This window comes from Microcystis sp. BLCC-F209, from assembly GCF_041928595.1.
GTDB lineage: Bacteria > Cyanobacteriota > Cyanobacteriia > Cyanobacteriales > Microcystaceae > Microcystis.
Genome location: NZ_JBHFLL010000257.1, coordinates 1 through 25,717, shown reverse-complemented (window position 1 = coordinate 25,717; position 25,717 = coordinate 1). Strand labels below are relative to the sequence as shown.

28 protein-coding genes are annotated in these 25,717 nt (G+C 41.3%); 15 read left to right on the top strand and 13 right to left on the bottom strand.

Features of this window, described 5'->3' with window-relative positions; all coding sequences use genetic code 11:
* The first annotated feature begins 23 nt into the window (after positions 1-23).
* The 3 genes from ACE1AQ_RS16315 (at position 24) to ureG (ending at position 1,919) form a co-directional block, all read left to right on the top strand.
* Entirely contained in the window at positions 24-434 is a 411-nt protein-coding gene (locus tag ACE1AQ_RS16315; RefSeq protein ID WP_008205527.1) for a hypothetical protein, read from the top strand.
* Between the two features lie 128 nt (positions 435-562).
* The gene (locus ACE1AQ_RS16310) at positions 563-1,150 is read left to right on the top strand and encodes a nucleoside triphosphate pyrophosphatase (RefSeq protein WP_008205529.1); all 588 of its coding nucleotides are present in this window, start codon (positions 563-565) and stop codon (positions 1,148-1,150) included.
* 175 nt (positions 1,151-1,325) lie between these two features.
* Entirely contained in the window at positions 1,326-1,919 is a 594-nt protein-coding gene (gene ureG, locus ACE1AQ_RS16305; protein ID WP_002792251.1) for an urease accessory protein UreG, read from the top strand.
* Between the two features lie 9 nt (positions 1,920-1,928).
* Here ureG and ACE1AQ_RS16300 read toward each other — a convergent pair whose 3' ends face one another.
* The 4 genes from ACE1AQ_RS16300 to ACE1AQ_RS16285 form a co-directional block, all read right to left on the bottom strand.
* Positions 1,929-2,654 (bottom strand): WecB/TagA/CpsF family glycosyltransferase, encoded by a 726-nt coding sequence (locus tag ACE1AQ_RS16300; RefSeq protein WP_008205533.1) that lies wholly within the window; start codon positions 2,652-2,654, stop codon positions 1,929-1,931.
* Between the two features lie 166 nt (positions 2,655-2,820).
* Positions 2,821-4,221 carry an ABC transporter substrate-binding protein gene (locus ACE1AQ_RS16295; protein WP_110544429.1) on the bottom strand — a complete coding sequence of 467 codons (1,401 nt, stop codon included), beginning with the start codon at positions 4,219-4,221 and terminating at the stop codon, positions 2,821-2,823.
* Positions 4,222-4,414: 193 nt separating this feature from the next.
* Positions 4,415-6,016, bottom strand: coding sequence for a radical SAM protein (locus ACE1AQ_RS16290; protein WP_008205537.1), 1,602 nt, complete (start codon positions 6,014-6,016; stop codon positions 4,415-4,417).
* A gap of 546 nt (positions 6,017-6,562) precedes the next feature.
* On the bottom strand, positions 6,563-6,793 hold the full coding sequence (locus ACE1AQ_RS16285) for a type II toxin-antitoxin system CcdA family antitoxin (RefSeq protein ID WP_008205545.1): 231 nt from the start codon (positions 6,791-6,793) through the stop codon (positions 6,563-6,565).
* Positions 6,794-7,126: 333 nt separating this feature from the next.
* Here ACE1AQ_RS16285 and lepA point away from each other — a divergent pair, with 333 nt between their 5' ends.
* The 5 genes from lepA to ACE1AQ_RS16260 all read left to right on the top strand — a co-directional run bounded on the left by lepA (position 7,127) and on the right by ACE1AQ_RS16260 (position 13,302).
* Complete coding sequence (gene lepA / locus ACE1AQ_RS16280) at positions 7,127-8,938, top strand: translation elongation factor 4 (RefSeq protein WP_110544427.1); 1,812 nt, start codon at positions 7,127-7,129, stop codon at positions 8,936-8,938.
* Between the two features lie 55 nt (positions 8,939-8,993).
* On the top strand, positions 8,994-10,163 hold the full coding sequence (locus tag ACE1AQ_RS16275) for an AAA family ATPase (RefSeq protein WP_110544424.1): 1,170 nt from the start codon (positions 8,994-8,996) through the stop codon (positions 10,161-10,163).
* Positions 10,164-10,166: 3 nt separating this feature from the next.
* Positions 10,167-10,850, top strand: coding sequence for a hypothetical protein (locus ACE1AQ_RS16270; protein ID WP_110544422.1), 684 nt, complete (start codon positions 10,167-10,169; stop codon positions 10,848-10,850).
* Positions 10,851-11,094: 244 nt separating this feature from the next.
* Complete coding sequence (locus ACE1AQ_RS16265) at positions 11,095-12,909, top strand: ABC transporter ATP-binding protein (protein WP_008205552.1); 1,815 nt, start codon at positions 11,095-11,097, stop codon at positions 12,907-12,909.
* A 72-nt stretch (positions 12,910-12,981) separates the two neighbouring features.
* Positions 12,982-13,302, top strand: coding sequence for a DUF4164 family protein (locus ACE1AQ_RS16260; protein WP_039900492.1), 321 nt, complete (start codon positions 12,982-12,984; stop codon positions 13,300-13,302).
* Between the two features lie 60 nt (positions 13,303-13,362).
* On the opposite strand, the gene hemB is transcribed toward ACE1AQ_RS16260, so the two are convergent.
* The gene (gene hemB / locus ACE1AQ_RS16255) at positions 13,363-14,349 is read right to left on the bottom strand and encodes a porphobilinogen synthase (RefSeq protein ID WP_008205555.1); all 987 of its coding nucleotides are present in this window, start codon (positions 14,347-14,349) and stop codon (positions 13,363-13,365) included.
* A 511-nt stretch (positions 14,350-14,860) separates the two neighbouring features.
* On the opposite strand from hemB, the gene ACE1AQ_RS16250 reads away from it, so the two are divergent.
* Both ACE1AQ_RS16250 and ACE1AQ_RS16245 read left to right on the top strand, forming a co-directional pair.
* The gene (locus ACE1AQ_RS16250) at positions 14,861-15,226 is read left to right on the top strand and encodes a phasin family protein (RefSeq protein WP_110544420.1); all 366 of its coding nucleotides are present in this window, start codon (positions 14,861-14,863) and stop codon (positions 15,224-15,226) included.
* A 59-nt stretch (positions 15,227-15,285) separates the two neighbouring features.
* Positions 15,286-15,666, top strand: coding sequence for a hypothetical protein (locus ACE1AQ_RS16245; protein WP_110544418.1), 381 nt, complete (start codon positions 15,286-15,288; stop codon positions 15,664-15,666).
* Positions 15,667-15,745: 79 nt separating this feature from the next.
* Here the strand turns inward: ACE1AQ_RS16245 and ACE1AQ_RS16240 are convergent, their stop codons facing one another.
* From ACE1AQ_RS16240 to ACE1AQ_RS16225, 4 genes are all read right to left on the bottom strand, one after another.
* Positions 15,746-15,895 carry a hypothetical protein gene (locus ACE1AQ_RS16240; protein ID WP_002752187.1) on the bottom strand — a complete coding sequence of 50 codons (150 nt, stop codon included), beginning with the start codon at positions 15,893-15,895 and terminating at the stop codon, positions 15,746-15,748.
* A gap of 321 nt (positions 15,896-16,216) precedes the next feature.
* Positions 16,217-16,693: a retron system putative HNH endonuclease gene (locus tag ACE1AQ_RS16235; RefSeq protein WP_253257705.1), complete on the bottom strand. Its 477-nt coding sequence runs from the start codon at positions 16,691-16,693 to the stop codon at positions 16,217-16,219.
* Positions 16,690-17,190 (bottom strand): AAA family ATPase, encoded by a 501-nt coding sequence (locus ACE1AQ_RS16230; RefSeq protein ID WP_253257704.1) that lies wholly within the window; start codon positions 17,188-17,190, stop codon positions 16,690-16,692. The genes ACE1AQ_RS16235 and ACE1AQ_RS16230 overlap by 4 nt, the downstream gene beginning before the upstream one ends.
* Before the next feature lie 49 nt (positions 17,191-17,239).
* Positions 17,240-17,977 (bottom strand): AAA family ATPase, encoded by a 738-nt coding sequence (locus tag ACE1AQ_RS16225; RefSeq protein WP_253257703.1) that lies wholly within the window; start codon positions 17,975-17,977, stop codon positions 17,240-17,242.
* Between the two features lie 286 nt (positions 17,978-18,263).
* Here ACE1AQ_RS16225 and ACE1AQ_RS16220 point away from each other — a divergent pair, with 286 nt between their 5' ends.
* Entirely contained in the window at positions 18,264-19,454 is a 1,191-nt protein-coding gene (locus ACE1AQ_RS16220) for a bifunctional 2-polyprenyl-6-hydroxyphenol methylase/3-demethylubiquinol 3-O-methyltransferase UbiG (RefSeq protein WP_110544416.1), read from the top strand.
* Between the two features lie 228 nt (positions 19,455-19,682).
* On the opposite strand, the gene ACE1AQ_RS16215 is transcribed toward ACE1AQ_RS16220, so the two are convergent.
* The 4 genes from ACE1AQ_RS16215 to ACE1AQ_RS16200 form a co-directional block, all read right to left on the bottom strand.
* Positions 19,683-19,922 (bottom strand): DUF4327 family protein, encoded by a 240-nt coding sequence (locus tag ACE1AQ_RS16215; protein WP_002738935.1) that lies wholly within the window; start codon positions 19,920-19,922, stop codon positions 19,683-19,685.
* Between the two features lie 593 nt (positions 19,923-20,515).
* Positions 20,516-21,004: a diacylglycerol kinase family protein gene (locus ACE1AQ_RS16210; RefSeq protein ID WP_008205575.1), complete on the bottom strand. Its 489-nt coding sequence runs from the start codon at positions 21,002-21,004 to the stop codon at positions 20,516-20,518.
* Between the two features lie 32 nt (positions 21,005-21,036).
* The gene (gene ybeY / locus ACE1AQ_RS16205) at positions 21,037-21,546 is read right to left on the bottom strand and encodes an rRNA maturation RNase YbeY (RefSeq protein ID WP_110544414.1); all 510 of its coding nucleotides are present in this window, start codon (positions 21,544-21,546) and stop codon (positions 21,037-21,039) included.
* Positions 21,547-21,557: 11 nt separating this feature from the next.
* Complete coding sequence (locus tag ACE1AQ_RS16200; protein WP_008205579.1) at positions 21,558-21,743, bottom strand: DUF3285 domain-containing protein; 186 nt, start codon at positions 21,741-21,743, stop codon at positions 21,558-21,560.
* Positions 21,744-22,109: 366 nt separating this feature from the next.
* Here ACE1AQ_RS16200 and ACE1AQ_RS16195 point away from each other — a divergent pair, with 366 nt between their 5' ends.
* From ACE1AQ_RS16195 to ACE1AQ_RS16180, 4 genes are all read left to right on the top strand, one after another.
* A complete protein-coding gene (locus tag ACE1AQ_RS16195) occupies positions 22,110-23,561 on the top strand; it encodes an ATP-dependent DNA helicase RecQ (protein WP_110544412.1) in 1,452 nt (483 codons plus the stop codon).
* A 546-nt stretch (positions 23,562-24,107) separates the two neighbouring features.
* Entirely contained in the window at positions 24,108-24,338 is a 231-nt protein-coding gene (locus tag ACE1AQ_RS16190; protein WP_002789717.1) for a hypothetical protein, read from the top strand.
* 31 nt (positions 24,339-24,369) lie between these two features.
* Positions 24,370-25,050 carry a hypothetical protein gene (locus ACE1AQ_RS16185; protein WP_110544411.1) on the top strand — a complete coding sequence of 227 codons (681 nt, stop codon included), beginning with the start codon at positions 24,370-24,372 and terminating at the stop codon, positions 25,048-25,050.
* 257 nt (positions 25,051-25,307) lie between these two features.
* Positions 25,308-25,580 carry a hypothetical protein gene (locus ACE1AQ_RS16180; protein ID WP_002752927.1) on the top strand — a complete coding sequence of 91 codons (273 nt, stop codon included), beginning with the start codon at positions 25,308-25,310 and terminating at the stop codon, positions 25,578-25,580.
* The last annotated feature ends 137 nt before the right edge of the window (positions 25,581-25,717 follow it).

Here is a 25,717-nt window from a genome sequence, read left to right as displayed (position 1 = left end):
TAACTGATAACTGATAACTGAATATGAGTAACTCGGAAGAAAATAGACTAGATAGACTCGAATCTCTTGCTGAAAATACCCTAACAGAACTACGGGAGATTAAATCAGGATTACAGGAGATTAGATTAGGATTACAGGAGATTAAATTAGGACGACAGGAAACCAATCAGGGATTAAAAGAAACTAGAGCGATCGCTAATTCTAACGTCAAATTGATCGAAGCGTTAACTAATAGTCTTGCTCAGTCTAAAAAAGAATGGGAAAAAGACAGACAGGGACTTGATCAACTGCTAGGACAATTAACTCGATCGAGGTCAGATTTTTATGAGGTTCAGTCAGATTTTTACAATCGATTTAACAATGAAGAAAGAGAATCCCGCATGGTTGAGATTTTAGAGCGTTATTTTCCCCCCGAAAATCCTGCCAATTCCTAGCAGAAATAGCTAAAAACCTGATAACTGATGGTGGGTTACGGCAAATAGATAAATTGATAATTAAGTCTAATAATTTGTCATTGCCTAACCCACCCTACCTAACTTTTCTCCTTTTTCCTTTAAAACTTATGTCCATACCCTTGATTCTTGCTTCCGCTTCTCCTGCGCGTAAAAAACTATTACAAATGGTGGGAATCGATCCAATTGTGCAGGTGAGTAACTTTGATGAATCGACAATTAATGCCGATGATACTCTCCATCTTGTCCAAACTTTAGCCCAATGTAAAGCGCAAACGATCGCCCCTAAATTTGATACAGGATTGATTCTTGGTTGCGATTCCGTCTTAGAAGTAGCGGGGGAAGTCTATGGCAAACCCAAGGATAAATCAGAAGCGATCGAGCGTTGGCAAAAAATGCGCGGTCAGGTGGGTACACTCTATACAGGTCATGCTTTAATCGATCGAGTTAATCATCAAACTTTGACTCGTTGTGGGATCACTAAAGTTCACTTTGCCAATATCAGCGATGAAACAATTATTGCCTACGTTGACACCGAAGAACCCCTCAAATGTGCCGGCTGTTTTGCCCTAGAAGGAAAGGGGGGTCTATTCGTGGAAAGATTAGAGGGATGTCACAGCAATGTTATCGGTTTAAGTTTACCCCTATTTAGGCAGATGTTAACGGATTTTGGCTACCAAATCACTGACTTTTGGTGATCTTTTGGCTGATAATTTCCCCAAATTTATTGACAAAAGGGCTTGACAAATTCTCAGATTTGTGTTAACCTTTTATTATAATGGGAATCCGTGTAGCCCTGCGAACCCCTCTTTTTTCTATCGGATAGCTCCAAAATTTTTAACCCTTTCCTTTTCACTTTTTCCCGAAAAAACTATGTCTTGCTTGCGCGTGGGAATTGCCGGTCCAGTGGGTTCAGGAAAAACAGCCCTGCTCGATGCTCTGTGTAAAAATTTGCGGGATCAATATCCGATCGCCGTAGTCACCAATGACATTTATACTCAAGAAGATGCCCAATTTTTAGTGCGATCACAAGCTTTAGCCCCGGAAAGAATTTTAGGAGTAGAAACGGGAGGATGTCCCCATACAGCTATTCGCGAGGATGCCTCAATTAACTTAGTTGCCATTGAACAGTTAGAGAGAAAATTTGCTAACTTAAAGCTAATTTTTCTGGAAAGTGGTGGTGACAATTTAGCGGCAACCTTTAGCCCCGAATTAGTAGATTTAACCATCTATGTGATTGACGTGGCAGCCGGAGATAAAATTCCTCGCAAGGGGGGACCGGGTATCACCAAATCGGATCTATTGGTAATCAATAAAATAGATTTAGCCCCGATGGTGGGGGCAGATTTAGGGGTGATGGATAGAGATGCCAAAAAGATGCGCGGGGATAAACCCTTTATCTTCACCAACTTGAAAACACGGGAAGGATTAGAGCGAGTGATTGCCTTTATCGAAAAGAATTTATAATAACTATTACTAGGAATAAAAAAGAGAGCGCCAGAAAAATTTAGGTAAAGCTAACATTCTTTTCCAGCGCCAAGGTTCCTGATAGAGTCGATACAACCACTCTAAATTATTGTCACAGAAAAAGCGAGGGGCGCGGATTTTTGTCCCGGACCAGATATCAAAACTACCCCCCACACCTACCCAGATAGCTTGGGGACAGATCTTTCGATGTTCCCTAATCCAATATTCTTGTCGGGGTACTCCCAAACCAACTAAAATTAACCGCGGTTGTTGATCTTTTAACACCTCGATCCAATCGGACATTTCCTCGGAGGATAGATAACCGTGGTTAGCCAGAATGCGGATATTAGGTATCTTTTTCTGCCAATTACTTGCCGCTTGTTCTGTAATCCCCGGTTTACCACCAAAAAAAGCAATAGGAAAACTCTCTCCCTGCATTCCTAACTCAGTAATTAAGGATTCTGATAATTCGATACCGGGGCAGCGGGTTTGTTTTTTGCCCCTTAATTTTAAGTAAATAACAATCCCCGCGCCGTCGGGAATAACTAAATCTGCTTCCCGAATAACTTGGGCTACTTTAGCATCATTTTCCCCTAACATTGCCATTTCTGCATTAAGAGTGACAACGTGGGAACCAAAACCTTGATAGAGGCGATCGATTAACCAACGACTGTAGTTATCGAGGAGATGAACCGGTAAACCAAGAACAGAATATTTGGGGGGAGTTTCTAACATAAGTAGGTAGGTGCTAAAAGTTGTCAGACACCCCCCTTATTAAGGGGGGCAGGGGGGATCAGCACCCCCCTTATTAAGGGGGGATTAAGGGGGGATCAGAGGTAAAATCTATCTTCAATTTAATTATAAATACTTACTTATAATTCATCTTGATTTAGTTGTCATTTTATCGAGAAATTGGCACAAAATCCATCCCAAAACTAGAACGAGAACCGGGTTCAACTACCACTAATTGCACGGATTGATTGCGATCGCCAGACGGTAAAAATCGCACGGGATTAGTCGCCCCGGGCACAGAAAAATCACTGCTTCTTAACGCCCGTTGAACTCCCTCGCGGCTAGATTCTGCCTTAATGCCAGCGATTAAAGCCTGGGTAGCGTCATAGGCGGTGGCAGTGCGCCAATTTACGTCTCCTTGCCACAATTGGCGGGAATTATTCACAAAAGGACTATTCGGATTAGCCCCCAAATGCCAAGCGACAGCCACAACCATGTCCAGGGCATTTTTTCCGCCTACATCCAGAGTTTTGGGGCTATAAACGTCATCACCCGCCACAATCGGTAATTTTTGACCATTGATCTGAACCACCTGCAAAGCCTTATCTAGGGTTCCACTATCCCCAAGAAGGGCGATTAGATTTGCTCCCTCCTGTTGAGCTTGTTGGAGGCTTTTAGACGGGGAAAAAGTCAGGGAAGATAGATCAAATTCACTCACCACTTGACCTCCTCCTAATCCTAAAGCGGTGATAAATTCAGATTTTAGGGATTGACTATAATTACTTTGGGAGTTAAAAAATACCACTGCCTTGACGTTAGGATTTTTTTGCAAGCTAGATTCGGCTAATGCCCGTGCCGCCACAAAATCACTGGGAACAGAACGAAAAATATAGTCACCAAAATTGGAGAGTTTAACTGAGGTACTGACGGGGGAAATCATTACTAATCCTGCTTTTTGATAGATAGCAGCCGCCGCTAAAGAGGTGTCACTGCTAGTGTGTCCTACTACTCCTAAAATACTGTTGTCAGCCGCTAATTTTTGGGCAATTTGAGCGGCAATTTCGGGATTATAAGCATCATCAGCAATGAGAACTTTTAAAGGAGTGCCATTAATTCCCCCGGCTTGATTGATTTGATTTTGAGATTGGGCAACTCCTCGTAAAATTTCTAGGGAGGTGTTGACACTGCCCCCAATTGGCACGGAAACGGCGATAGTATAGGACTTAGCTTGACCAATACGGGCGTTATTTAAGTAGATGAGAGCTTCCGGATCATTTTGATTAGTTTGCAGGGATTTTTCTAGGAGGGAAACTGCTTGCTGAAAGTCTCCTTTTCCGAGTGCCTGTATGGCGGCTTGTTTGTCAAAAGAAGCCCCTTCAACTATTAATAAGTTTTCCCCTTGACTAAATCTTGCTTGTGGCGATACCGGTTTTTGCCCCAGTTCAGGAAGATTGGTTGGGTTATATCTTTCTTGAAAACGATTGTATAACCACCAACTACCTGCCCCAAAAAATAGTAGGGTAATCAGCAGGGCTAAAAGCAGGGGAACGGTCTCATTTTTCTGGCTCATGGGCTGATCAACTAAGATTAAATTAATGGTTTAATCGAGATTTATAGTTAATAAAAGTAACATTTTTTTGTTTTTCATAGGGCTAATCCAAGTCTGAATGTCACCAATATCCGCTCTACCTTGATAGAGTACCTCATTGCGGGTCTGATAGTCAAGACATTGTTTAAATGCGTCTTAGTTTATTAGGGATACTTTACCTTTTTGTTTGGGAATCTTCCAAATGTTTTACCAAAACATTGGAGGATAAAGGACCGTGTAAATGACTCCAGGGTAAAACCTGTTCTAAACGCCATTGCTGATGGACGTAATAATCTAGAGGGGGAATTTGTCCTTTTAGTTCCTTAAAAGCCCGTTTATAACTGCCCAAAGAATCACCGTAGCCACGGGTTAATTCTAATAGGGAAGTTAAGCGGCGATCACCTCTAGATAATAGGGCTTGAATCACCGACCAATTATAACTTTCTGGACGAAATTCTATGCCCTGTTTACCTAATTGTTTCTCTAGATATTTTAATCTTTTTTCAGCCATTTTATTAACTCCAAACCACTGAAAAGGAGTGTGGGATTTAGGCACAAAGGTGCTGCAACCGAAAGAGATTCGCAGTCCAGAGGCGGCTTTTTTTAAGGCTATTAACATTTCCACAGTCGCTGCGATATCTTCGGCTTCTTCTCCCGGTATTCCCACCATACCATAGAGTTTTATCCCTTTTAAACCGCCCGCTTTGGCATTAATAGCAGCTTGGATAATTTCATCATTGGCTAACTTTTTGTTGATAATTTCCCGCAGGCGATCGGAACCACTTTCTACGGCAATAGTAATTGATTTGCTGTCTCTTAGGGATAAAATTCTGGCTAATTTTTCTGTGACAGTATTAGTTCTAACCGAAGCGATCGAGAGTCTAACTCCCTCAAATTTTGCTTGAAAAAGATAATCGAGTAAGGTTTCAAATTCAGGATGTTGGCTGACGGAAGCACCTAATAAACCCAAGCGATCGGTCACTTTTAAACCTTTTTCAATGGCAGGTATTAAAGATTCTAAACTAGCGGTACGAAAGGGTAAAGTTAGATAACTAGCTAAACAAAAACGGCACATTTCTGGACAACTTCGCACCACCTCTACCATATAAATATTCTCCCATGCGGCTTGTTTTGTTACCACCGTAGAAGCAGAAAGAGTGTTACTGCGATAGGTTTGTTTACTAACAAAGGCAGGAACATTATTATCTATGGGTAGAATTGCTGTAATTTCACCTTCGGGACTATCATAATTAACGGTATATAAACTAGGAACATATACCCCCGGAACCTGGGCTAAATGACGGAGTTTTGTCGAGCGATCAGCATTTCTAACCTCTTGATACGCATTAATCAAATCGGCAATTAAATTTTCACCATCTCCCAATAAAATTACATCAAAAAAAGCGGCAAAAGGTTCGGGATTAGCGGTTAAAACTGGCCCACCACCAAAAATTATCGCTTCTCGATCTTGCCGTTGATGACTGTGGCAAGGAATTTCTAAAGATTCTAACAGCGAGAGGATATTAACATAGTCCAATTCCCAAGAAAAGGAAAAGCCGACTAATTCGGGATAACGGGGTAAAGATTCTTGAAAATCCGTAAATAAACGACTAACTTGTATATCTGATCGCAGGGCTAAAGTTGCCCAGACAATTTGATAACCTAAACTGGTTATACCCACGGAATACTGATTAGGAAAAGCAAAAATGGTTCTAATGGCATCACTGTGGGGGATTGCGGAAGTAAAGAGTAGTTTTTCGTCTTGTAAGATGGTCATTTCAGTTATCAATTATCAGTTGTCAGTGACTACCGCAGGTCGTCGGTAGCTTGAAATCAGAAAGATTTTAATTTTCATCCCCTTGCCAGGGGAAGCTTGTTACCTCTTGTTTTTGGTCATATATAAGTTTAATTTAAATCCGGAGGTGAAGGAGGGGAAAATATCTCAATAGACAGTTATATCCCACATTCTGCACTTCAGTTTGTAACATAAAAAGTTACAAACAAGGAAAGGGACTAACTGAGTACAAATACTCAGAATTTCCCCGACCAAAACGTGAAATAATGGAGAAAGTATGATCGGGCATAAGCGAGTGCTGTTCCCACTTAATCGACTAATTCCGGCACTAATTCCATCTCGCCAGTACTCCAATGAAGACGATGAACCCATTGTTTTCAATAGATTAAACCGTTGCGTTGTCGTTACAGCCAATACTACTATTGACTAGCTTAGTTGGGGAAAAAATCTCAATGACCATCAATGGTTGACCTAAGAAAATATTTCAGTCTCTTCGTCGGGAAATAACCTATTAGAGACTGAAAAATCTTAGTCATTCCATTCCCCTTTGGGTGGGACGGGAGGATTGCGGAGAAGATGGCGGGTTAAGTCCTTATCTGGTTCCCTCTCTCCTCTTAGCCACTGTTTAATCGCCGTTTCGATAATGCGACTAGGATCGTTAGTCAGGTGTTTAATCTGTTCCAACACTTCCGAGTCAATGTGAATAGCGATTTCAACTTTCTCCGCCGTGCGCTGAGTCGGTGTAGCATTGTCGTTCATAAGCTCTATCAAGGATTGCTATCTATCATTCTACCCGTCAGTCGAGGATTCTTATCCAAGAGTTTATCTATAGTAATGGGATTTGGACAAATCATAGAGCTTTTCCTGAGCCATTGCCCTTTCCCTGATTTTGTCACCATAATCAAGCCTACCATAGTTTCCTGTGGATGCCGAGAGGGAAAGCCAAGGCCAAAACCCTGACTATACTTGCAGTTTAGCTTTTTTTACCTTTTACTTTTCACTTTTGCTCCAGCCTTAGAGACTTTACCTTTACAATGAGTGAAGGAATCTAAAATTTTATAAACCCCTGACTTTTGCCAGCAGTGAACCACGATGACTGACGTTCCCGTTTCTCGCATTCGCAATTTTTCCATCATCGCTCATATCGATCATGGTAAATCAACTCTCGCCGATCGCCTCCTGCAAATTACGGGAACCGTAGCCCAACGGGAGATGAAAGAACAATTTCTTGATAATATGGACTTGGAACGGGAACGAGGTATCACCATCAAGTTACAAGCGGCACGCATGGATTACACCGCTAAGGATGGTCAAAAATACGTTCTCAATCTGATTGATACCCCGGGCCATGTGGATTTTTCCTATGAGGTTTCTCGGTCTCTAGCGGCGTGCGAGGGAGCTTTATTAGTTGTGGATGCGTCCCAAGGCGTAGAAGCGCAAACTTTAGCCAATGTTTACCTAGCACTGGAAAATAACCTCGGAATTATCCCAGTTTTAAATAAAATCGACCTACCCAGTGCCGAACCAGAACGGGTCGCGGCGGAAATCGAGGAAGTGGTGGGTTTAGACTGTAGTGAGGCGATTCGGGCCTCGGCTAAGGCTGGGATCGGTATTAATGATATTCTAGAGTCGATCGTCCAATTAGTTCCCCCTCCCCAAGATACCCTCGAAGAACCCTTCCGAGCTTTAATTTTTGATAGTTATTACGACGCTTATCGAGGGGTAATTGTCTATTTCCGCGTCATGGATGGTCGGGTGAAAAAGGGCGATAAAATTCGTTTTATGGCTTCTGGTAAAGAATTTGTGATCGATGAATTGGGAATTTTATCACCGCAACAGGTACAGGTAAATGAACTTCACGCGGGAGAAGTGGGTTATCTGGCAGCCGCGATTAAAACCGTCGCTGATGCCCGGGTGGGTGATACGATTACTCTAACCGCTAAACCGGCACAAGAGCCTTTACCCGGTTATACAGAAGCAAAACCGATGGTTTTCTGCGGATTATTCCCCACGGATGCTGATCAGTATGCCGATCTCAAAGATGCCCTGGAAAAGTTAAAATTAAACGATGCAGCCCTATCCTACGAACCGGAAACTTCTAGCGCCATGGGTTTTGGTTTCCGTTGCGGTTTCTTGGGACTGCTACACATGGAAATTGTGCAGGAAAGACTAGAAAGGGAATATAACTTAGATTTAATTACCACTGCTCCCTCGGTAGTTTATCAGGTCACTACCACCGATGGCGAAATTGTCGAAGTGGATAATCCCAGTTTGTTACCTTCCCCACAAAAACGGGAAAAAATTGAGGAACCTTATATCCAAGTGGAAATGATTACTCCGGAAACCTATGTAGGCGCTTTGATGGAATTATGTCAAAGTCGTCGGGGAGTTTTCAAGGATATGCGTTATTTTACTAAAACCCGCACCGCTTTGATTTATGAGTTACCTTTAGCAGAAGTGGTGACGGACTTTTTTGATCAATTAAAATCTCGATCGCGCGGTTACGCTAGTATGGAATATCAATTAATTGGCTATCGGGAAAATGAGCTAGTTAAATTAGATATTATGGTCAATGGTGATCCCGTTGATGCTTTAGCGATGATCGTTCACCGGGATAAAGCTTATTATGTTGGTCGTGCTTTAACTGAAAAGTTAAAAGAATTGATTCCCCGGCATCAATTTAAGGTTCCCATTCAGGCCGCTATTGGTTCTAAAATTATCGCTAGTGAACATATTCCCGCTTTAAGAAAGGATGTCTTAGCTAAGTGTTATGGTGGCGATATTAGCCGCAAGAAAAAGCTGTTAGACAAGCAAGCAAAAGGGAAGAAACGGATGAAAGCGATCGGAACTGTTGATGTACCCCAGGAGGCATTTATGGCAGTCCTAAAACTCGATCCTCAGTAAAATCTTGGGGTGAGTCAATCCTCACCCTTTTTAGTTTTGGCAGTGGCTAATTATTATGAAACTTTTGAGATTATCCTATCAAGATTTAGCCTCTGGATTAAGTATAGATTCTTGCGAGGTTTTTCCAGATTTGAATTTATTAGTTGGTATCTCAGGTGCAGGAAAAACCTCGATTTTAAAGGCTATTAGTAATTTAAAAAGAATCGCTAACGGTGAGTCTATAAATGGAGTAAAATGGGATGTAGAACTTTTAACCAATGATCATGTTCGTTATCATTGGTTGGGTGAATTTGAGGTTAGAAAAGCTCGTTCTCTCATCAAGATTGAAGAAGATGAAGTCAATAGTAATGACGGCGAAAATAAGGTTAGTATAATTAGGGAAACTCTTTTAAAAGATCAAGAGGTTTTGATCGAAAGAAACCAAGAGGTAATTGAGTTTAAAAATTCAAAGACACCAAAACTAGCGTCTTATTTAAGCTGTATAGAGCTTTTCAATCAAGAAGAAGATGTTTTCCCTGTTCGACAGGAATTTAACAAAATGGTTTTCAATCCACTTAAGTTTAATATCTCATCTTCAACATTGGATAAAATCCTTAGAGACTACGAATATACCTCTCTCTCTGAATTACAATCGAGTCAACTTCCTATTTCCGACAAACTACTGATCACTTATAAAAAATATCCCGATACGTTCGAGATAATAAAGAGAAAGTTTTTAGATATTTTCCCTCAAGTTGAAGATTTAAAAATAGAATTTTTAGAACCATTAAAACTAGGTGAACTGTTTTTTTCATTAACTCCAATTTTTTTACTTGAAGACTTACCTCGCATACAAATAAAAGAAAAAAACTCTCATGTCTGGATTGTAGAACCAAATATCTCCTCTGGAATGATAAAAAGCCTGATGTTCTTAGCAATGATCGAATTATCTCCTGATGGCAGTGTTATATTAATCGATGAATTTGAAAATAGTTTGGGGGTTAACTGTTTGGACACTTTAACAGAAGATTTATTAGTTAATTATCGAGATTTACAGTTTATTATTACCAGTCATCATCCCTATATAATTAATAATATCAGTCCTGCCTATTGGAAAATAGTCACTCGTAAAGGAGGAGTAATTCAGGTACACAATGCGGCTGATTTTCATATTTCTAAAACTCGACAAAAAGCCTTTATTGATCTTATCAATGTCTTAGAAGAATTTCCCCAAGGAATTAGTTAATCGATGAATATTTATTTTTTAGTTGAAGGAAGAAGTACCGAAAAAAAGCTTTATACTGCCTGGTTAACTTATCTTATTCCCGAATTTAAGCGAGTTGATTTTTACGATCAAGTCAATCACAACAATTACTTTCTGATTAGTGGTAATGGCTACCCCTCGATATTTGATGAGGGAATTCCTAACGCCATCGATAAAATTCAAGAAGTATCCAAATATAACTATCTAGTCATCTGTCTCGATGCTGATGAGGATACTGTCGAAGAAAGAGAACAATATGTTAATGACTTTATCACCAAAAATATTACTATCCCCGCACAACTTGAAATCGTGATCATTATTCAAAATCGCTGTCTTGAAACATGGCTATTAGGCAATCGCACAATATTTAATCCTAAACAACCTTTACAGGGACTTTTAGCTGATTATGTTCAACACTATGATGTTTACGAAAATGATCCCGAACTAATGGGTAGATTTAATTGCAGAAATCATGCCGATTTTCATTTTGCTTATCTAAAGTCTATTTTTAAAGCTAAAGGTTTGTCTTATTCTAAAAAATTCCCTGGGGAAGCTCAAGAACAATACTATCTTAATCAATTAAAAAAGCGTATCGATAAAACCGAACACTTAAAAACCTTTCAGAAATTTATTAATTTTTGTGATAATATTCGTCAAAATTTTAGATAAATTGATCTCTGGTGCTTCTGACGAGGATGAAATATAAGCTGATCTGGCATCGTCTCCTGACTAATAGCTGATTGAGAATACAAGACTATGACAAGGCTTTTGTCCTATAAATTTCTAGGTCGGCAGATTTTTGTAGTATTGTAGTATAATGGTAACTCCAGAAAAACAATCATAAAAGTGCCGTCAGTCTCTTCAGTTAGCAGTTACCAGATAGAAGTTAAAAATTGGCAATTTACTTGATGTTATGGCTTCCTTCCGCGATATTCTCAGTTACTATCGCAATTATCAAAAAGCCGCCTTTTTGAGCATTGCTGCCTCCAGTGTCTTTGAAATTATCGATCTGATGGTTCCCTACGCTGTCGGACAGATTCTTAATGTTCTTTCCGATCAACCTTTAGATGGATTCGTGCAATCTTTAGTTGATCGCACCATGATTTTAACTCCCTTTGCCTCAGAAAAGTGGGTTAGTTTGGCGGTATTATTAGGCTTAATTTTCCTAACCACAGTAATTAAAGCACCAATTCAGCCTTGGCTGAGTGTATGGTTTCACTGGGAAATATCCTTAAGAGCGCGACGAGATCATCTCAGAAAAATTATTGCCAAAATTCTCACCTTACCCCTATCTTTTTACGATGAAAATAATCCAGGACGCATCGCTAACCGGATTGCCAAAGGGATAGAAAGTTATACTTGGACTTATCCCGAAGTGGCGGGAATGATGATCCCAAAATTGTTTAGAGTTTTTGGTATCTTTATTGTTATTTGGGTAATTCAATGGCAAATCGCCCTCGCTTTTGTCATTTCTTTTGTATTAATTCTAGTTTTTATTGTCAGAGATTTAAAAGATTTAATGCAAAAAGAAAGAACTCTTGATCGGCACATCGAAAATACTCAAAGTCGCAATTCTGAGATTATTACTAATATCAAAACTGTCAAAGCTTTTGCCACGGAAGGACAGGAGTTATATCGTCAAAAACAGCGTTTAGAGAGAGAATTTACCTACGTTATCCATCGCATTCATAAGGGTTATGTGGACTTAATTACTTGGGAAAAAACCCTTGTACAAGCTAGTTTATTTGGAGTATTTTTCTTTACTCTTCTAGCCACCGTTCAACAGAAAATCTCGATCGGGCATTTTATCACCACCTATACCCTAGCTAGTATGGCCTATGCGGAATTAGATCCCCTATCCCAAATGGCAGAAACTTTCGCTCGTCGCTATGCTTCTATGGCCCGTTTACAGGAATTTATCAACTTACCCAGTGGCACTGATGCAGGTAGTCTTTTAGCCGATCATGCTCAAGATAATCCCTATCATTTTACGGGGAAATTAGAATTAAGAAATCTTAACTTTGGCTATAGTCCAGAAAGAACTATTCTCAAGGATATTAATCTGCTGATTGAACCCTATCAAACCGTGGCATTAGTAGGAAGATCGGGTTCAGGAAAATCCACTTTAGTTAAGTTACTTTTCCGCTATTTTGAACCGAATCAAGGGCAAATTATGATGGATGGCGAGGATATTCGTCGCTTAGATGTCACTTGGTATCGGCGACGGTTAGCGATTGTCCATCAAGAAGTAGATGTGTTTAATGGTACGGTATTAGAAAATCTCACCTACGGTAATCCTAATATTAGCTTCGAGAAGGTAGCAGAAGCCTGTAAAATTGCCCGCGTCGATGAATTTATTCATGAATTACCTAATGGTTATTCCACTATTGTAGGGGAAAGGGGCGTGCGTCTTTCGGGGGGACAAAGACAGCGTTTAGGAATTGCTAGGGCCTTAATTGTCGATCCGGATGTGTTAGTTTTTGATGAGGCTACTTCTAGCTTAGATTATGAGTCAGAAAGAGCCATTCAACTAGCCATGAAATCCATTTTAGGCACTCGCACCACGATTATTATCGCCCACCGTCTCAGTACCGTTCGAGAAGCGGATCAAATTGTCGTCTTGGATAATGGTCGTATTGTCGAGATCGGTAGCCATGATCAATTATTAAATCAGCAGGGAATCTATCAACGTCTCCACTCTTTACAAGAAAGCGGTGAACTGGTTTAGTCTTAAAATAGTCCCGATCGATGACTGTCGATCGGGAACCGAGAAAATATGATCTAATGGGAGTTGCTCACCATGTCTAACGAAACCGTTACCTATTCCCTAGAAGCTGTTTTGACTAGGATTGAGGGGAAAATTGACAGCTTCCAAAAAGATGTTAACCAAAAATTTGACACCTTCCAAAAAGATGTTGACCAAAAATTTGACAAAATCGACGAACGGTTAAATAAGCTAGAGGTAGGACAGGCAAAGTTAACCGAAAAGGTTGAGGGAATCGATAATCGCTTACAATCAGTGGAAGGAACCCAAAAAAATCAGGTTTGGACATTAATTATTCTTTTGGCAAGTGCGATCGCTACAGCTGGTTGGAAAGTATTTTTTTCGGGTAATCCCTAGAATTAATAGTAGCAACCTCACCCCCCCTTATCCTGATCGGCATGGGTTCAATCATCAAGTTTAACCCTCTGCTAACCAGCGCACGGCATCCTTAGCGTGGTAGGTTAAGATAATATCGGCACCGGCCCGTTTAAAGCTGGTTAAAGTCTCTAAAGTCACCCGTTTTTCGTCAATCCAGCCATTTAACGCCGCCGCTTTAATCATTGAATATTCCCCCGATACATTATAGGCAGCCACGGGTAAATTAGTCATTTCCTTGATTCTCCAGATAATATCCAGGTAAGACAGGGCAGGTTTTACCATTAACATATCTGCTCCCTCTAATACGTCTAATTCCACCTCTTTTAAGGCTTCTCTGGCATTACCCGGATCCATTTGGTAGGTTCTGCGATCGCCGAATTGGGGCGTAGAATCAGCCGCATCCCGAAACGGACCATAATAGGCAGAGGCATATTTAGCGGTATAGGAAAGAATTGGTGTATCACTATAACCAGCCTCATCCAATCCTTGACGAATTGCCTGGACAAAACCATCCATCATTCCCGACGGTGCAATGATATCCACTCCCGCTTTTACCTGAGAAACGGCGGTTTTTTGCAATAATTCCAGAGTAGGATCGTTTAACACCCTGCCGGTTAAATCTCCCGTTTGCAGATAACCACAATGACCATGGTTGGTATATTCACACAAACAAGTATCGGCGACAATGAGTAGATCGGGAACTGCCTCTTTAATTGCTGTGGCTGCTTTTTGCACAATACCATGATCGTGCCATGCTCCCGTCGCCTCTGTGTCTTTACTTTCTGGCAGCCCGAATAAAATAATCGCTGGAATTCCTAAATCCCGCACTTCCTTGGCTTCGTCAACAATTTTATCGATTGATAATTGATACACCCCCGGCATCGATTTGACTTCTAAGGCAATACCTTCCCCCGTCGTGGCGAAAAGAGGATAGATAAAGTCATTGGCTGTCAAGACGGTTTCACTCACCAGACGGCGCATTTGAGGGGTTTGACGCAGACGACGGGGGCGATGAATAGGAAACATAGTTTTTTGTGATTAAATCGGGAATCTGGTCTCGATTCTTTAGTTTAAATCTTTGCTGAGGATGAACACAAATCAATTCAGCCAGCTGCTGGCTGCCGGCAGCTATAGGCAATATTTAGTTATTTTGAGCTTAATCAAACTATTTAGGTCAAAAATGACCTGATGAGGCTCTATCGTCGTTTTGAGGGCGAAAAACCAGCAATTTGACTAAAATTTAATCTTTATAGCGATCAATTTTGCTGTCGCCACCACCGCATCTATTTACAAAACTTTACCTCATCAGTTATCAGTTACCAGTTATCAGTTATCAGTTATCAGATGTGAGTTTTCAGTTCACTGATGGCTCTCTTGGATATTGGCTGAAAAATGTTCATGGTGTTACATTAGCGGCGCAAGCGTTCACTGATTACTGATTACTGTTCACTGTTCACTGACTCCCAAAACCCATCTCCATTTGGGAGAAGGATCGTTTATTCTAGTAGGTAAGAGCGATCAATTCAGGATTTTTGCGATGGCCAACTTAGGTGATTTAGTCAAAAAAGCAGTTTATTTGGGTGTAGGCATTGCTACTTATGCCGCCGAAAAAGCTGAAGTAAATTTACAAGAATTAAGAAATCAAGCCCAAAAATTAGCCGATGAAATGATTTCTCGCGGCGAAATAAACGCGGAAGAAGCGAGGAAATACGTTGATGAGTTGGTGAAACAGGCACAACAGCAAACGGTAGCAGCTAACGAATCTAATATTCCCCATGAACCCCGACGGATAGAAATCATTGAAGATGAGGAGGACACCAAAGCAGCCGATCCCAAAGTAGATGAATTGCGGCAACAGGTGGAACGTCTTCAGGAGGAATTACGGAAACTGCAACAGGATTAAAACCTAGATTTTAGGGACAAATAATTAATTATTACCAGACAAGGGATGCAAGTATAAACATGGACGATTGGCAGAAAGATTTTTGGGAAGTTATCGAAACTGTCGCCCTGGGAATTGAAACTTTTTTCCAAGAAGTAGCCCAAACTATCGAAGAAATTAATGAGGAGATTATCATCGATCTGGAACAGTTTATTCAAGAGGTTTTACCCCAGGAATTAGAAGAATTTTTTAACCTCGATGAGTCCTTATTTTCGGGATTAGATGAACCCTCGGATTTTATCCTCACTCCTAAGGTTAACCCCGATCCTAACACCCATCCTGCTTGTATCGGTTGCCGTAATTATCACGGTTATATCTACGGAGGCAATCTTCTCGTCTGCGGTGTCCATCCCTACGGTTGGGATAGTGATAGTTGTCCCGATTGGCAAGCAGAGGATTAATTATTTTTCGATAAAATCAGGTAGGGTTATTATCCCTACCCATAACTTTTATCTCAAAGCAGTTATCTGTCATTTTTAGTTAAGAATTACCCTTGGGAGCATGGTAAGGTTCAGAATCAAAAGGCTGCATCCCCACATCGGGATATTCGTCATTGTTGGGGCTAAAAATGCGAGCGAAAGCCTCTGTTAGGTACTGGACAAAATTGTGTAATGTATCCTTGATATTCATTGCTTTTCTCTCCGACTCTCGACAACAATCTCTGTTCAACTTCGGGTAAGGTTGATTCACCCCTCCATCCCCATTATCTGGCCAGAATCTCATCAATTGCTGACTTTTGAGATAATTCTTGAATAATCTTCATAAGACTTTATGTTTTTTATTGTTTATCTAAACTTTTATAATAATTCTTGTATTTTTGTCAAGGAAAAATTATTCAATTAAATCGCTGATTTGTTGATCATCTAAGCATAAATATCCATTGACAAAAACTTTTAATTGAGCATTATCTATCTCCTCATCCAAAAAAGGCTCGATGGCTTTCTGACGAAGTTATTTAATTTTGTTGAGGTTTAATCCCAACTTTTCGATAGTATTAATTGCTTTTTGATCATCTTCTTGTACGGGTTTAATTGTGCCATCATAGTTAAAAGCAAAGTGAGACTCACAATCGGGATTAAGTGGAGAGATTAAGAGATTTTCATCAAACCAGTTATCTTTTAGATTACCACAGTGCCGAGGTTCACCAGACTTAAGATTTGCCTGACAGGAACATAGCAAATTGGCATAATCTAGGGGATCAACAGTGGGATAACTTTGAGGTTTAAAATGTTCTATATGGCATTTACCATCAATCAATCGATTTTCACAATAACAACATATTTCTCCCTGTTCTGTCATCAACGCTTTAATTAGTATTTCTTTTGGTTTTCCCGCTAAATTTCTAAAGTCGGGCTGCCAATCTGAGTTAGCTTGCTCTTTCCAATTCTTAAACTCCGGTGGTTCTTGTCTTTTCCTAATATACTTCATTTTCCGATAATTTCCTTGCGTCGAATAATAACTTCAGCTTTAATTAATTCTGGATCATTTTGAATTTTAGCTCTGAGATCATTGATATTATTTTTAGCTGCCTCTAATTGATTTTGAGATATTTGTTCATAGATATCTTTCAAAGCTTCAGCGATTTCCTTGGGACGAGTTGTCTCTAATCCCATCAAATCTTCTAAAATTCGATCAACATTTTTGCCGTAGGACTCCTGCACGGGATGAATTTTTATTCCCATTTCTGTTTGTTCCATGAAGTGTAAACTTTCTGGTTGAACATGAGTGATAATATTAGGAGAATGGGTGGAAATAAAAAATTGACAGTTAGGAAAAACTTCTAGTAATTTAGGTACTACAAATCTTTGCCATTGAGGATGTAAATGTAAATCAATTTCGTCAATGATAATAACACCATTACCCGTTAAGGGATAAGGATTTTGAGGATTAGCAATCGCCATTCTTCGAGCTAAATCTCCAAGCATAGCAATCAGACATTTTTCTCCATCAGAAAGTTGATTAACAGTAACTATTTTATTCTTTTTTTGTTACTTCCATTCTCAAGGGATTACGACGGACGCTAAGATTACTAAAATCGGGTAGAAAACGTTCGATCGTTTCCCGAACCGCTTCCAATTGGGGATCAGGAAAACAAAAACCTTCTGGTTTAATTAGATAATCCTGATATTTTCTATTTTCATTTTCTAAATCTTCGCGCTTGCGAAACCATTCAAAAAAAGTGCGAAAATCTGATCCACTGGTTAAAGCATTTTCGTAGGCACTTAGAGATTCAAATTGATGTTTTGTTTTAATTTTTAAGGGTATATCCAGCACTGCTCGATTAACAGAATAATAAACAAATAAAGGTAAGTTAATTTGTCCTTGATGATCAGTAATTTGTCGTTGTATTTCTTGACTGTATTCATTTAATTGGCTAAAATTACTCCGTTCCCCAGCGTGGATATATCCAGTCCTAGTTTTTACTATTTTCCAAGTAATCTCTTGACTATCTTCCGTCACCCCAGTGATTTCAATTATAGCCGTCCACTGACCATTATTAATCTCGGTTTCGTTAATCTCTGGAAGTCGTCCACTGGCATTAGTATTTTTTAGGCGATTAACTAACCATGAAAGCATAATCGCCAAACTGTCTAAAATGGTAGATTTTCCAGCACCATTAACTCCTATGAATACGTTTAATTGCCGATGAAAGTCGATGTTTAAACTAACTGCACCTCGATAATTAATAAGCTTTATAGACTTAATTTTCATGGTTTGTTGTATCGGCAAGAGCTGCTTGTATTTGAGATAATTGTTAGAGAATGACTCTCCAATAATTGCCAGTAAAACTTAGATAGGGTTAAGAGACAGTAGGACAAGGAATAGAAAAAAATATCGACCAAAGAAATAATATCTAGTTTTGGCACAGAACTGGATAGTCATAATGATTATTTATCATTTACCCTCGACTAACTCAAAAAAACCCCGGCTGACTTTCCCGATCGCTGCCGTCTGTGAGACAATCGATCGAGTGTTATCCTAAACTCTGCCAATTTTCATGTCCGACGACGCTACTATTCGCACTGCTGTACAACGTCTCTACAATACCTATCCTTTCCCCCCCGAACCGCTCCTAGATGAACCTCCTCCGGGTTACAATTGGCGCTGGAATTGGATTGCTGCCTATAACTTTTGTTGTCATCGTAAACCCGAACGAGAGGATATCCGCATTCTCGATGCGGGTTGTGGTACTGGTGCGGGAACTGAATATCTGCTTGCGCTCAACCCTTTCGCTCATGTAGTTGCGATAGATATCAGTGAAAAAGCACTAGAAATTGCCAAAGAACGCTGTAATCGTTCGGGAGTTGCGACAAAGCACCGAGGTTCTCTGGATTTTCACCATTTACCCCTTGAATCAGCCACTAATCTCCCGGGAGAATTTGATTTAATTAACTGCGTCGGGGTGCTGCACCATCTCCCGGACCCGATTAAAGGGATTCAATCCCTCGCACAAAAACTGGTCCCCGGTGGTCTGCTGCACATTTTCGTCTATGCACAATTGGGACGCTGGGAAATCCAGTTAATGCAATCTGCGATCGCACTTTTGCAGGGAGACCGACGCGGCGATTATAAAGATGGGGTCGCTGTCGGCCGAGAGATTTTTGCCTCCCTACCGGAAAATAATCGCATTTTGAAACGGGAAAAAGAGCGTTGGTCAATGGAAAATCATCGCGATGAGTCCTTCGCTGATATGTACGTTCACCCCCGGGAAGTGGACTACAATATCGATACCCTCTTTCAACTGATTAATGCGTCAGGATTAGCCTTTATTGGCTTTTCTAACCCTTCCTACTGGCAATTAGAGCGTTTATTGGGTAAATCCCCCGAATTGATGGCTAGAGCGCAAAATTTAGGGGAAAGGGAACGTTATCGCTTGACGGAATTATTAGACCCGGAAATCACCCACTATGAATTTTTCCTCGCTAAACCACCGATTCTGACTGCCGATTGGTCCGGGGATCAAGTCCTAGAGAATGCAGTGGCCGAAGTTCATCCCTGTCTTTACGGCTGGCCTAGTGCAAGTGTTCTAGACTACGATTATCGACCGGTTAATCTCTCGGAAAGAGAATTTGCTTTTTTACAAGCTTGTGATGGTCGTTTAACCGTGGGAGAAATCGACGCTCAAGTTGCTTTAGGATTAACTGGTGTGCGTTCTTTACAACAGCGCCAACTACTGATTTTAAGTTAGAGAAAATTCTGGGATGTTAGAGATAGCGTCCCTTGGCAATGGGCAACTTTTAAACTAACTTGGCAAAATTTTGCCAAAACTTCTTTTTTCTTAACAATTACACCCTTCCTATCCCCATAGTTTCAGCCCCAGAATTAACCGGGGCTGAATTATAATAGTTTAAGAAAGTGGACAAGGCTGCTAAATTTCTGATCAGTCCGATTTTTGCCCATCGGCAAACGGGAGATTTTAATCATTATCCCAAGATTCCGAGGCGATTAAGTCACCAATTTGGTCTCTGAGAAGGTAGTCACATCGTTCTAGTTCACATTCAACACAAACCCACTCCCGGGGGGGAATGAACTGACAGAGGGTGTAGATCGGTTGGTGTCTGCTCACTACCCCCTGTTCTACCATCTGACGGACTTCGTCCTTAATCATCCTGATAGAGTAAGCGGTGGGAGCGGTGGAGAAAGTTATGGCACTCATGGGAGATTTCCTGCAAGATCTACAAAAGAAGTCTTATCACTAACTATATTCTAACCTATAGGGGGACAAAAGAGATTTTTTGCTGTATCGACGATTACAATTTTTTATATATAGCGAAACCCTCTCCCCTCGCCAGTTTAGGCTTAGGTTAAGAAAAGTTAAATTTATCGGCTAAAAGCTGTCGAGTCCCCTTATGTCAAATCAGTGATCAGTGATCAGTTATCAGTTAAGCTGTTGACTATCTAGGGTTGGCTGAATAAATGTGAAATGTAGGCAAGGTAAGGGTTTTGGGGCTTTTCTTGCGAAACAGGTGCAAGATTTTGAGAGAATCGTGGTTCAAAACCTTGCATCTTCATCGGCCCGCGTCCTGTAGGGGCGAAGCATTCGGGCAATAACCTATCGGTGAAACCGGAGATTTTCTATCCGAATGCTTCGCCCGTACTTTTTGCCGCAAACCCTATCTAAATTACTGGTTAGGACTGCACTGGAGTGCCGGAGTTGGCAGCAGGGAGGAGAAGTCAGAGCATTTGTACTTAATTTTTCCCTACGCAGTTTAAATTCAGTACAGCTGATCACGGAAAAAAGCTTCCAGCTTAAACTAATAAATGGGGAATAAAAATAAAAGCCGCTACGAGTAAAGCGGCGATCGAGGCGATTAAAACGGCACCAGCGGCACAATCTTTCGCTATTTTGGCTAAATCATGGTAGGATTGCCCCACCGTCAGGTCTACCACTGATTCTAGGGCGGTGTTGATTAATTCTAAGACCATCACCAGAGCGCAGGTAAGGGTGACAATCGCCATTTCCATGGCATCAACCCGCAAAAATAAGCCCCAACTAACCGCTACTAGGGTAATCAGGGTGTGAATGCGAAAATTTCTTTGACTGACAAAAGCATAACGGACTCCGGCCCAAGCGTAGCGAAAACTGACTAACAGATTCGAGGCGACTTGCCAAGCGTATTCTCGTTGAGTGGGATTGTTGCCCTCACTCACCTGTCCCGATCGAGGGATAAAATTATTGTTGAGATAGGGATTAGATAGGCTGGCAGATTGGTTGGCTTTATGATAGTTTGTCTTCATATTCCTCAATAATGCTTGACAAAAATAACTAACTATGTATCGGCAATTTTGACGGTTTTTAACAAAGTTTCCTGTAAAGATAGCATTTCCAAGAGACTTGTTTCATCGGGATGATCCCAACCCAAGAGATGTAAACAAGCGTGGGCAGTTAACCAGGCCAATTCTCGCGCCAAAGGATGATTTTGTGTTAAAGCCTGTTGTTGTGCTGTCTCCACAGAGATGATAATATCCCCCAAATATAAAGGTTCTGTCTCTAAAATGCGCTCATCCACTGGGAAATCCACTTCCAGAGCGGCAAAAGCGAGAACATCCGTCGGTTGATCTTTGTGGCGATATTGGCAATTATAGGTCCGAATTTCTTGATCGTCTGTTAAACGCAAACTTAGTTCATAACCGGCGGCAACGGGGAGATAATCCGATAGATAGCCTAACCATGTCTCCAACCAATAGTGCCAAGTTTGGCCATCCACAGGACTATTTCCGGGATTAAAATAATTATCCTGTAGGCATAAATCCACCACTAGGGGCAAAGTCTCACTCACCAGATTTCATCCTAGGGACGCGTCAGATAGGAAACACCGACAAAAAAGGCCAGTAAGGCTGCCGTAGTCAAAAAAAAGTGTTTTAACGAGACGCCTTTTTTCTTGACCATATTCCGCATCGCCAGCTTAACGTAACTGGGTTGCGCTTCCGTGGCGGTTTCTACTGCGGGGTCAGTGGTGCTAACAGGTTCAGTCATCAGTAATTCCCCAGACAAAGATTGATCGCTATAAGTGTAACAGATTATTAAAGAAGTGCAAAAAAATTCAACTATGGGAAAAATTGTTACCCGTCCGGGATAGTCAAAACCGCTCAAACTGTTTAACCCAGAGGTTTCTAACCAGTTGCGCCTTTAAACCAGCCCCTGAATTTTGATACAAATGCTCTCCTCTCCCCCGCTCCCTTCTCCCCAATTCATAATTCATAATTCATAATTCCCACACCCCACTTCCCCAATTCATAATTCATAATTCATAATTCATAATTCCCACACCCCACACCCCACTCTCCTGCTCCCCAATTCATAATTCATAATTCATAATTCATAATTCCCAGCAGTCTAACCATGTCTTCCCACGATACCGAAAGCATCCAGACTATTTTTCAAAAAATTTGGGGCTATGAGGCCTTTCGCTTTCCCCAACAGGAGATTATCGAGACAATTCTAGCGGCACAAGATGCCCTAATTGTCATGCCCACGGGATTCGGTAAATCTATCTGTTTTCAATTGCCCGCTTTATTAAAAACCGGCTTAACCCTAGTGATTTCTCCCCTAGTGGCCCTGATGGAAAATCAGGTGGAGGAATTATTAGCTAAAAAACTACCCGTTGCCCTGATTCATCACGAAATCCCCCGACAACAGAGAAAGAAAACCTTAGCAGCGATCGCAGATCAAACCCTACGACTTCTCTATCTTTCGCCGGAAACCCTCTTAAGTCCGCCCCTCTGGTCAAAATTAACCCTTCCCCACGTTAAAATTAACGCTCTCATCCTCGACGAGGCCCATTGTTTAACCCAGTGGGGCGACAATTTTCGTCCTGCTTACCGTCGTCTTGGGGCTGTCCGTCCCGCTCTTCTGCAATCGAAACCGGCCGGCAGCCAAATAGCGATCGCTGCTTTTACCGCCACCGCTAACCCCGCCACCCGTGAGAGTCTCACCCGCGTCTTACAACTAGAAAAACCACAACTTTTCTTAATAAATCCTTACCGTCAAAACCTTGACTTAAGCACCAAAATATGTATTAGCCCCGGTTGTCGTCGTCATCAACTATTAAACTTCCTCACCAGTCAACCTCGACAATCCGGCCTGATCTATACTCGTTCCCGTCGCCATAGTGAAAATTTAGCGGCATGGTTGCAATCTCTCCACTATCGCACCAGTGCCTATCATGCCGGTTTATCGCCCTTTCAGCGTCGGGAAATAGAACAAAATTGGCTGCGGGGGGATTTAACTTTTGTTGTCTGTACCTCAGCTTTTGGCATGGGTATCAATAAACCCGATGTGCGTTGGGTTGTCCACTACCAACCCCCAGCTTTACTATCGGAATACCTACAGGAAATCGGCCGCGGTGGTCGCGATGGGGGTAAAATGCAGGCTCTCACCTTAATTAGTGAACCGACGGGATGGTTAGATAATAGCGATAAAAACCAGCAAAAATTCTTTAACTCCCAACAGGAACGCCAATACCGACAAGCTTGGCAAATTTTAGCCCAAATTCCCCTAGAGGGCAAAGTAGAGGCGATTAGTGCCGAATTTCCCGATGGTGCGCTCATTCTCTCCCTTTTACACAGTCTCGATCGCCTAGAATGGCTCGATCCTTTTCATTATCGGCTTATTTATCGCCATAATTCCGCCAAGATGACTTTTAAACCCAAAAATGAGATGTTTCCCTACCTCTATACCCGTCGCTGTCGTTGGCACTTTCTCTTAAATGCCTTTGGTTTTCAGGAAAATGCCGATAATTTTCGCTGTGGTCATTGCGATAATTGTCGTCGCAATCGACCTCTGGCAAACTAGGGAGCGCCAGAGCAGGGAGAGGAGAGCATTTGTGCTAAATTCTCCTGTCTTTTTTCTCCTCCTGTCTCGGATTCTCCTCACCTAAGGTCAGATTTTTGATTTTTGCAGGAGATCTATAGCGGTTTTCCCAGAAGTGAGTCCCGATTGAATCTATCAAGGGATTTACTATACCTTACCCGAAATAATAGTGAAATTTTGTGACAAAGTGCAGCCAGATACAAGAATCTTTGCTACATTCCCAGAAGGCTTCTGTGATAAGTCTCCTTAAAGGAAGCTCTTTGCAGTAAGCTAATCTGGCTAACACGCTTTTGGGCGTGATATAGGGGAAAGTTCGGGCGATCGCGCCTAAATGGGGTGATATGCCGAAAGTTGACCCATATCGTTACTTTTAAGAGTGTTATACGGAAAGTTTCCGTCACTGAAAAAACTATTGAGTTGGGCTGAAAACAAAAAGAAAACTACAAATAACAGATGTCCTGAGTCTGACGAAAGTTTTCTGAACATCGGTTAAAATAGGGAAATTGTAGTGTTTATTGCGATGAACCCATGACCAAACTGCTTCAACAGGCAATTGCTCAAATCCAGCAACTCCCACCCGAACAACAAGATGCGATTGCGGCTCGATTTTTGGCGGATTTAGAAGATGAACACAAATGGGAAACTCGTTTCGCCGCCACAACAGAAGAGCAATGGGATCAGATGGCTGCAATGGTGCGTCAGGAAATAGCTAAAGGTGAAACCATGCCACTTGATCAAGTTTTTCCAACACAAAAATGAACAAAGCGCAGATTTGGAGTAAGCGAAAAGTATGAAAGATACAATACGGAAAATACTAGAAATAGCATCTAATCTTTCAAAAGACGATCAGATACTCGTAGCAACTAAAATTCTCAATGACACATTTAGTATAAGTGAAGTGGCATCAGAGCCTGAGCCTGAAAAGAAACTTGGTAGTACGACAGAAGTCGTAGATGTTACTACCGATAGTCTATTGGGAGATAGCCCTTCGATAGAGAGACCTACTCCTGCACAGATCAGGCAAGTATTTGAGATTGACACGGACAGTGATTCTCTTGTTAACTTGGTACGCTCTGGGGGGATTTCTATTGACAGCATTATTCTTAATAAAAGAAGTTCCCAAGTCCCACAAAACTCTGAGGAATCAGATTATGAAGCTTGTATCAAAATTAAGAATATCACGAGCGAGAAAATTCAGGCTATTATCCCAAAAGGTCAAATTTTTCAGAACCTAGAAGCTCGTGGCTCCAATGGAAGCCGTGGATTCCAGAACATAGTTAATGCTGAAGACTGTCCAATCACTCTAAATCCTGGTCAAGAGGCTGTATTTTACCTTCCTGGTCATTGCTTGAATAAAAATCTAGCATCACCTTCTGGTCAAGATGCTCATATAGTTCCTCTCAAAGTCAAATTTAGTTTTGGCAATCAACAAGATGTTTGGAACAGCGTTCAGAGTCTCCTTCGTCCCTAAAATATGTATGCAGTGCGATCGCCGATCTTGTAGGGTGCGTTCCCTAATGCAAGTCCTACTGCTCCAGCGATCGATTTTTGGGGAACGCACCATGCACATTGATTGCAGCCGTGGGTTTAAATGCGATGTCGAAGGCACTGGGTAGCAGTACACCAATCTTATAGAGACTTAGTAGGATGGGCATTAGCTCATCCTACAGACCTGTGAGATATTATAGAGGGGTCTCCAGAAGTCAAATCGTAATCAGGAGTTAGTATATGCAAGCAATCCTTTTAAGCCGTGAAGAAGTTGCTCAACGTGCAGAGAAACTGTACGAAAGCAGAATCCGCCAAGAGGTGGAAGTTGAAGAAAACATTGGCAAGATGGTTATCATTGACATTGAAACAGGTGACTACAAAGTTGATGAAAATGGCTTACACGCTGCTGACTTATTGAGCGAGAAACACCCCCATGCTCGGCTCTTTGGGATCAAAATTGGCTACAACGTTGCTGCCGCTTTTGGTGGGGGTGTTATGGAGCGTGTAAGCTAAGACGCATTTAAAGCACTTATTCTTAAGATTAGCCGAATCTCCCCCAATCCCTTTACTGTTGCCTCTTGCCTCTTGCCTCTTGCCTCGTCTCAACAAGCAATTTAAATGCTTAACAGCTTAGTTAAGTGATTTCAGGT

What these genes read in the sequence shown, in the direction of transcription:
- ACE1AQ_RS16315 (WP_008205527.1), top strand. Translation starts at nt 24, where the DNA reads ATGAGTAACTCGGAAGAAAATAGACTAGATAGACTCGAATCTCTTGCT.
- ACE1AQ_RS16310 (WP_008205529.1), top strand. Translation starts at nt 563, where the DNA reads ATGTCCATACCCTTGATTCTTGCTTCCGCTTCTCCTGCGCGTAAAAAA.
- ureG (WP_002792251.1), top strand. Translation starts at nt 1,326, where the DNA reads ATGTCTTGCTTGCGCGTGGGAATTGCCGGTCCAGTGGGTTCAGGAAAA.
- ACE1AQ_RS16300 (WP_008205533.1), bottom strand. Translation starts at nt 2,654, where the DNA reads ATGTTAGAAACTCCCCCCAAATATTCTGTTCTTGGTTTACCGGTTCAT.
- ACE1AQ_RS16295 (WP_110544429.1), bottom strand. Translation starts at nt 4,221, where the DNA reads ATGAGCCAGAAAAATGAGACCGTTCCCCTGCTTTTAGCCCTGCTGATT.
- ACE1AQ_RS16290 (WP_008205537.1), bottom strand. Translation starts at nt 6,016, where the DNA reads ATGACCATCTTACAAGACGAAAAACTACTCTTTACTTCCGCAATCCCC.
- ACE1AQ_RS16285 (WP_008205545.1), bottom strand. Translation starts at nt 6,793, where the DNA reads ATGAACGACAATGCTACACCGACTCAGCGCACGGCGGAGAAAGTTGAA.
- lepA (WP_110544427.1), top strand. Translation starts at nt 7,127, where the DNA reads ATGACTGACGTTCCCGTTTCTCGCATTCGCAATTTTTCCATCATCGCT.
- ACE1AQ_RS16275 (WP_110544424.1), top strand. Translation starts at nt 8,994, where the DNA reads ATGAAACTTTTGAGATTATCCTATCAAGATTTAGCCTCTGGATTAAGT.
- ACE1AQ_RS16270 (WP_110544422.1), top strand. Translation starts at nt 10,167, where the DNA reads ATGAATATTTATTTTTTAGTTGAAGGAAGAAGTACCGAAAAAAAGCTT.
- ACE1AQ_RS16265 (WP_008205552.1), top strand. Translation starts at nt 11,095, where the DNA reads ATGGCTTCCTTCCGCGATATTCTCAGTTACTATCGCAATTATCAAAAA.
- ACE1AQ_RS16260 (WP_039900492.1), top strand. Translation starts at nt 12,982, where the DNA reads ATGTCTAACGAAACCGTTACCTATTCCCTAGAAGCTGTTTTGACTAGG.
- hemB (WP_008205555.1), bottom strand. Translation starts at nt 14,349, where the DNA reads ATGTTTCCTATTCATCGCCCCCGTCGTCTGCGTCAAACCCCTCAAATG.
- ACE1AQ_RS16250 (WP_110544420.1), top strand. Translation starts at nt 14,861, where the DNA reads ATGGCCAACTTAGGTGATTTAGTCAAAAAAGCAGTTTATTTGGGTGTA.
- ACE1AQ_RS16245 (WP_110544418.1), top strand. Translation starts at nt 15,286, where the DNA reads ATGGACGATTGGCAGAAAGATTTTTGGGAAGTTATCGAAACTGTCGCC.
- ACE1AQ_RS16240 (WP_002752187.1), bottom strand. Translation starts at nt 15,895, where the DNA reads ATGAATATCAAGGATACATTACACAATTTTGTCCAGTACCTAACAGAG.
- ACE1AQ_RS16235 (WP_253257705.1), bottom strand. Translation starts at nt 16,693, where the DNA reads ATGAAGTATATTAGGAAAAGACAAGAACCACCGGAGTTTAAGAATTGG.
- ACE1AQ_RS16230 (WP_253257704.1), bottom strand. Translation starts at nt 17,190, where the DNA reads ATGCTTGGAGATTTAGCTCGAAGAATGGCGATTGCTAATCCTCAAAAT.
- ACE1AQ_RS16225 (WP_253257703.1), bottom strand. Translation starts at nt 17,977, where the DNA reads ATGAAAATTAAGTCTATAAAGCTTATTAATTATCGAGGTGCAGTTAGT.
- ACE1AQ_RS16220 (WP_110544416.1), top strand. Translation starts at nt 18,264, where the DNA reads ATGTCCGACGACGCTACTATTCGCACTGCTGTACAACGTCTCTACAAT.
- ACE1AQ_RS16215 (WP_002738935.1), bottom strand. Translation starts at nt 19,922, where the DNA reads ATGAGTGCCATAACTTTCTCCACCGCTCCCACCGCTTACTCTATCAGG.
- ACE1AQ_RS16210 (WP_008205575.1), bottom strand. Translation starts at nt 21,004, where the DNA reads ATGAAGACAAACTATCATAAAGCCAACCAATCTGCCAGCCTATCTAAT.
- ACE1AQ_RS16200 (WP_008205579.1), bottom strand. Translation starts at nt 21,743, where the DNA reads ATGACTGAACCTGTTAGCACCACTGACCCCGCAGTAGAAACCGCCACG.
- ACE1AQ_RS16195 (WP_110544412.1), top strand. Translation starts at nt 22,110, where the DNA reads ATGTCTTCCCACGATACCGAAAGCATCCAGACTATTTTTCAAAAAATT.
- ACE1AQ_RS16190 (WP_002789717.1), top strand. Translation starts at nt 24,108, where the DNA reads ATGACCAAACTGCTTCAACAGGCAATTGCTCAAATCCAGCAACTCCCA.
- ACE1AQ_RS16185 (WP_110544411.1), top strand. Translation starts at nt 24,370, where the DNA reads ATGAAAGATACAATACGGAAAATACTAGAAATAGCATCTAATCTTTCA.
- ACE1AQ_RS16180 (WP_002752927.1), top strand. Translation starts at nt 25,308, where the DNA reads ATGCAAGCAATCCTTTTAAGCCGTGAAGAAGTTGCTCAACGTGCAGAG.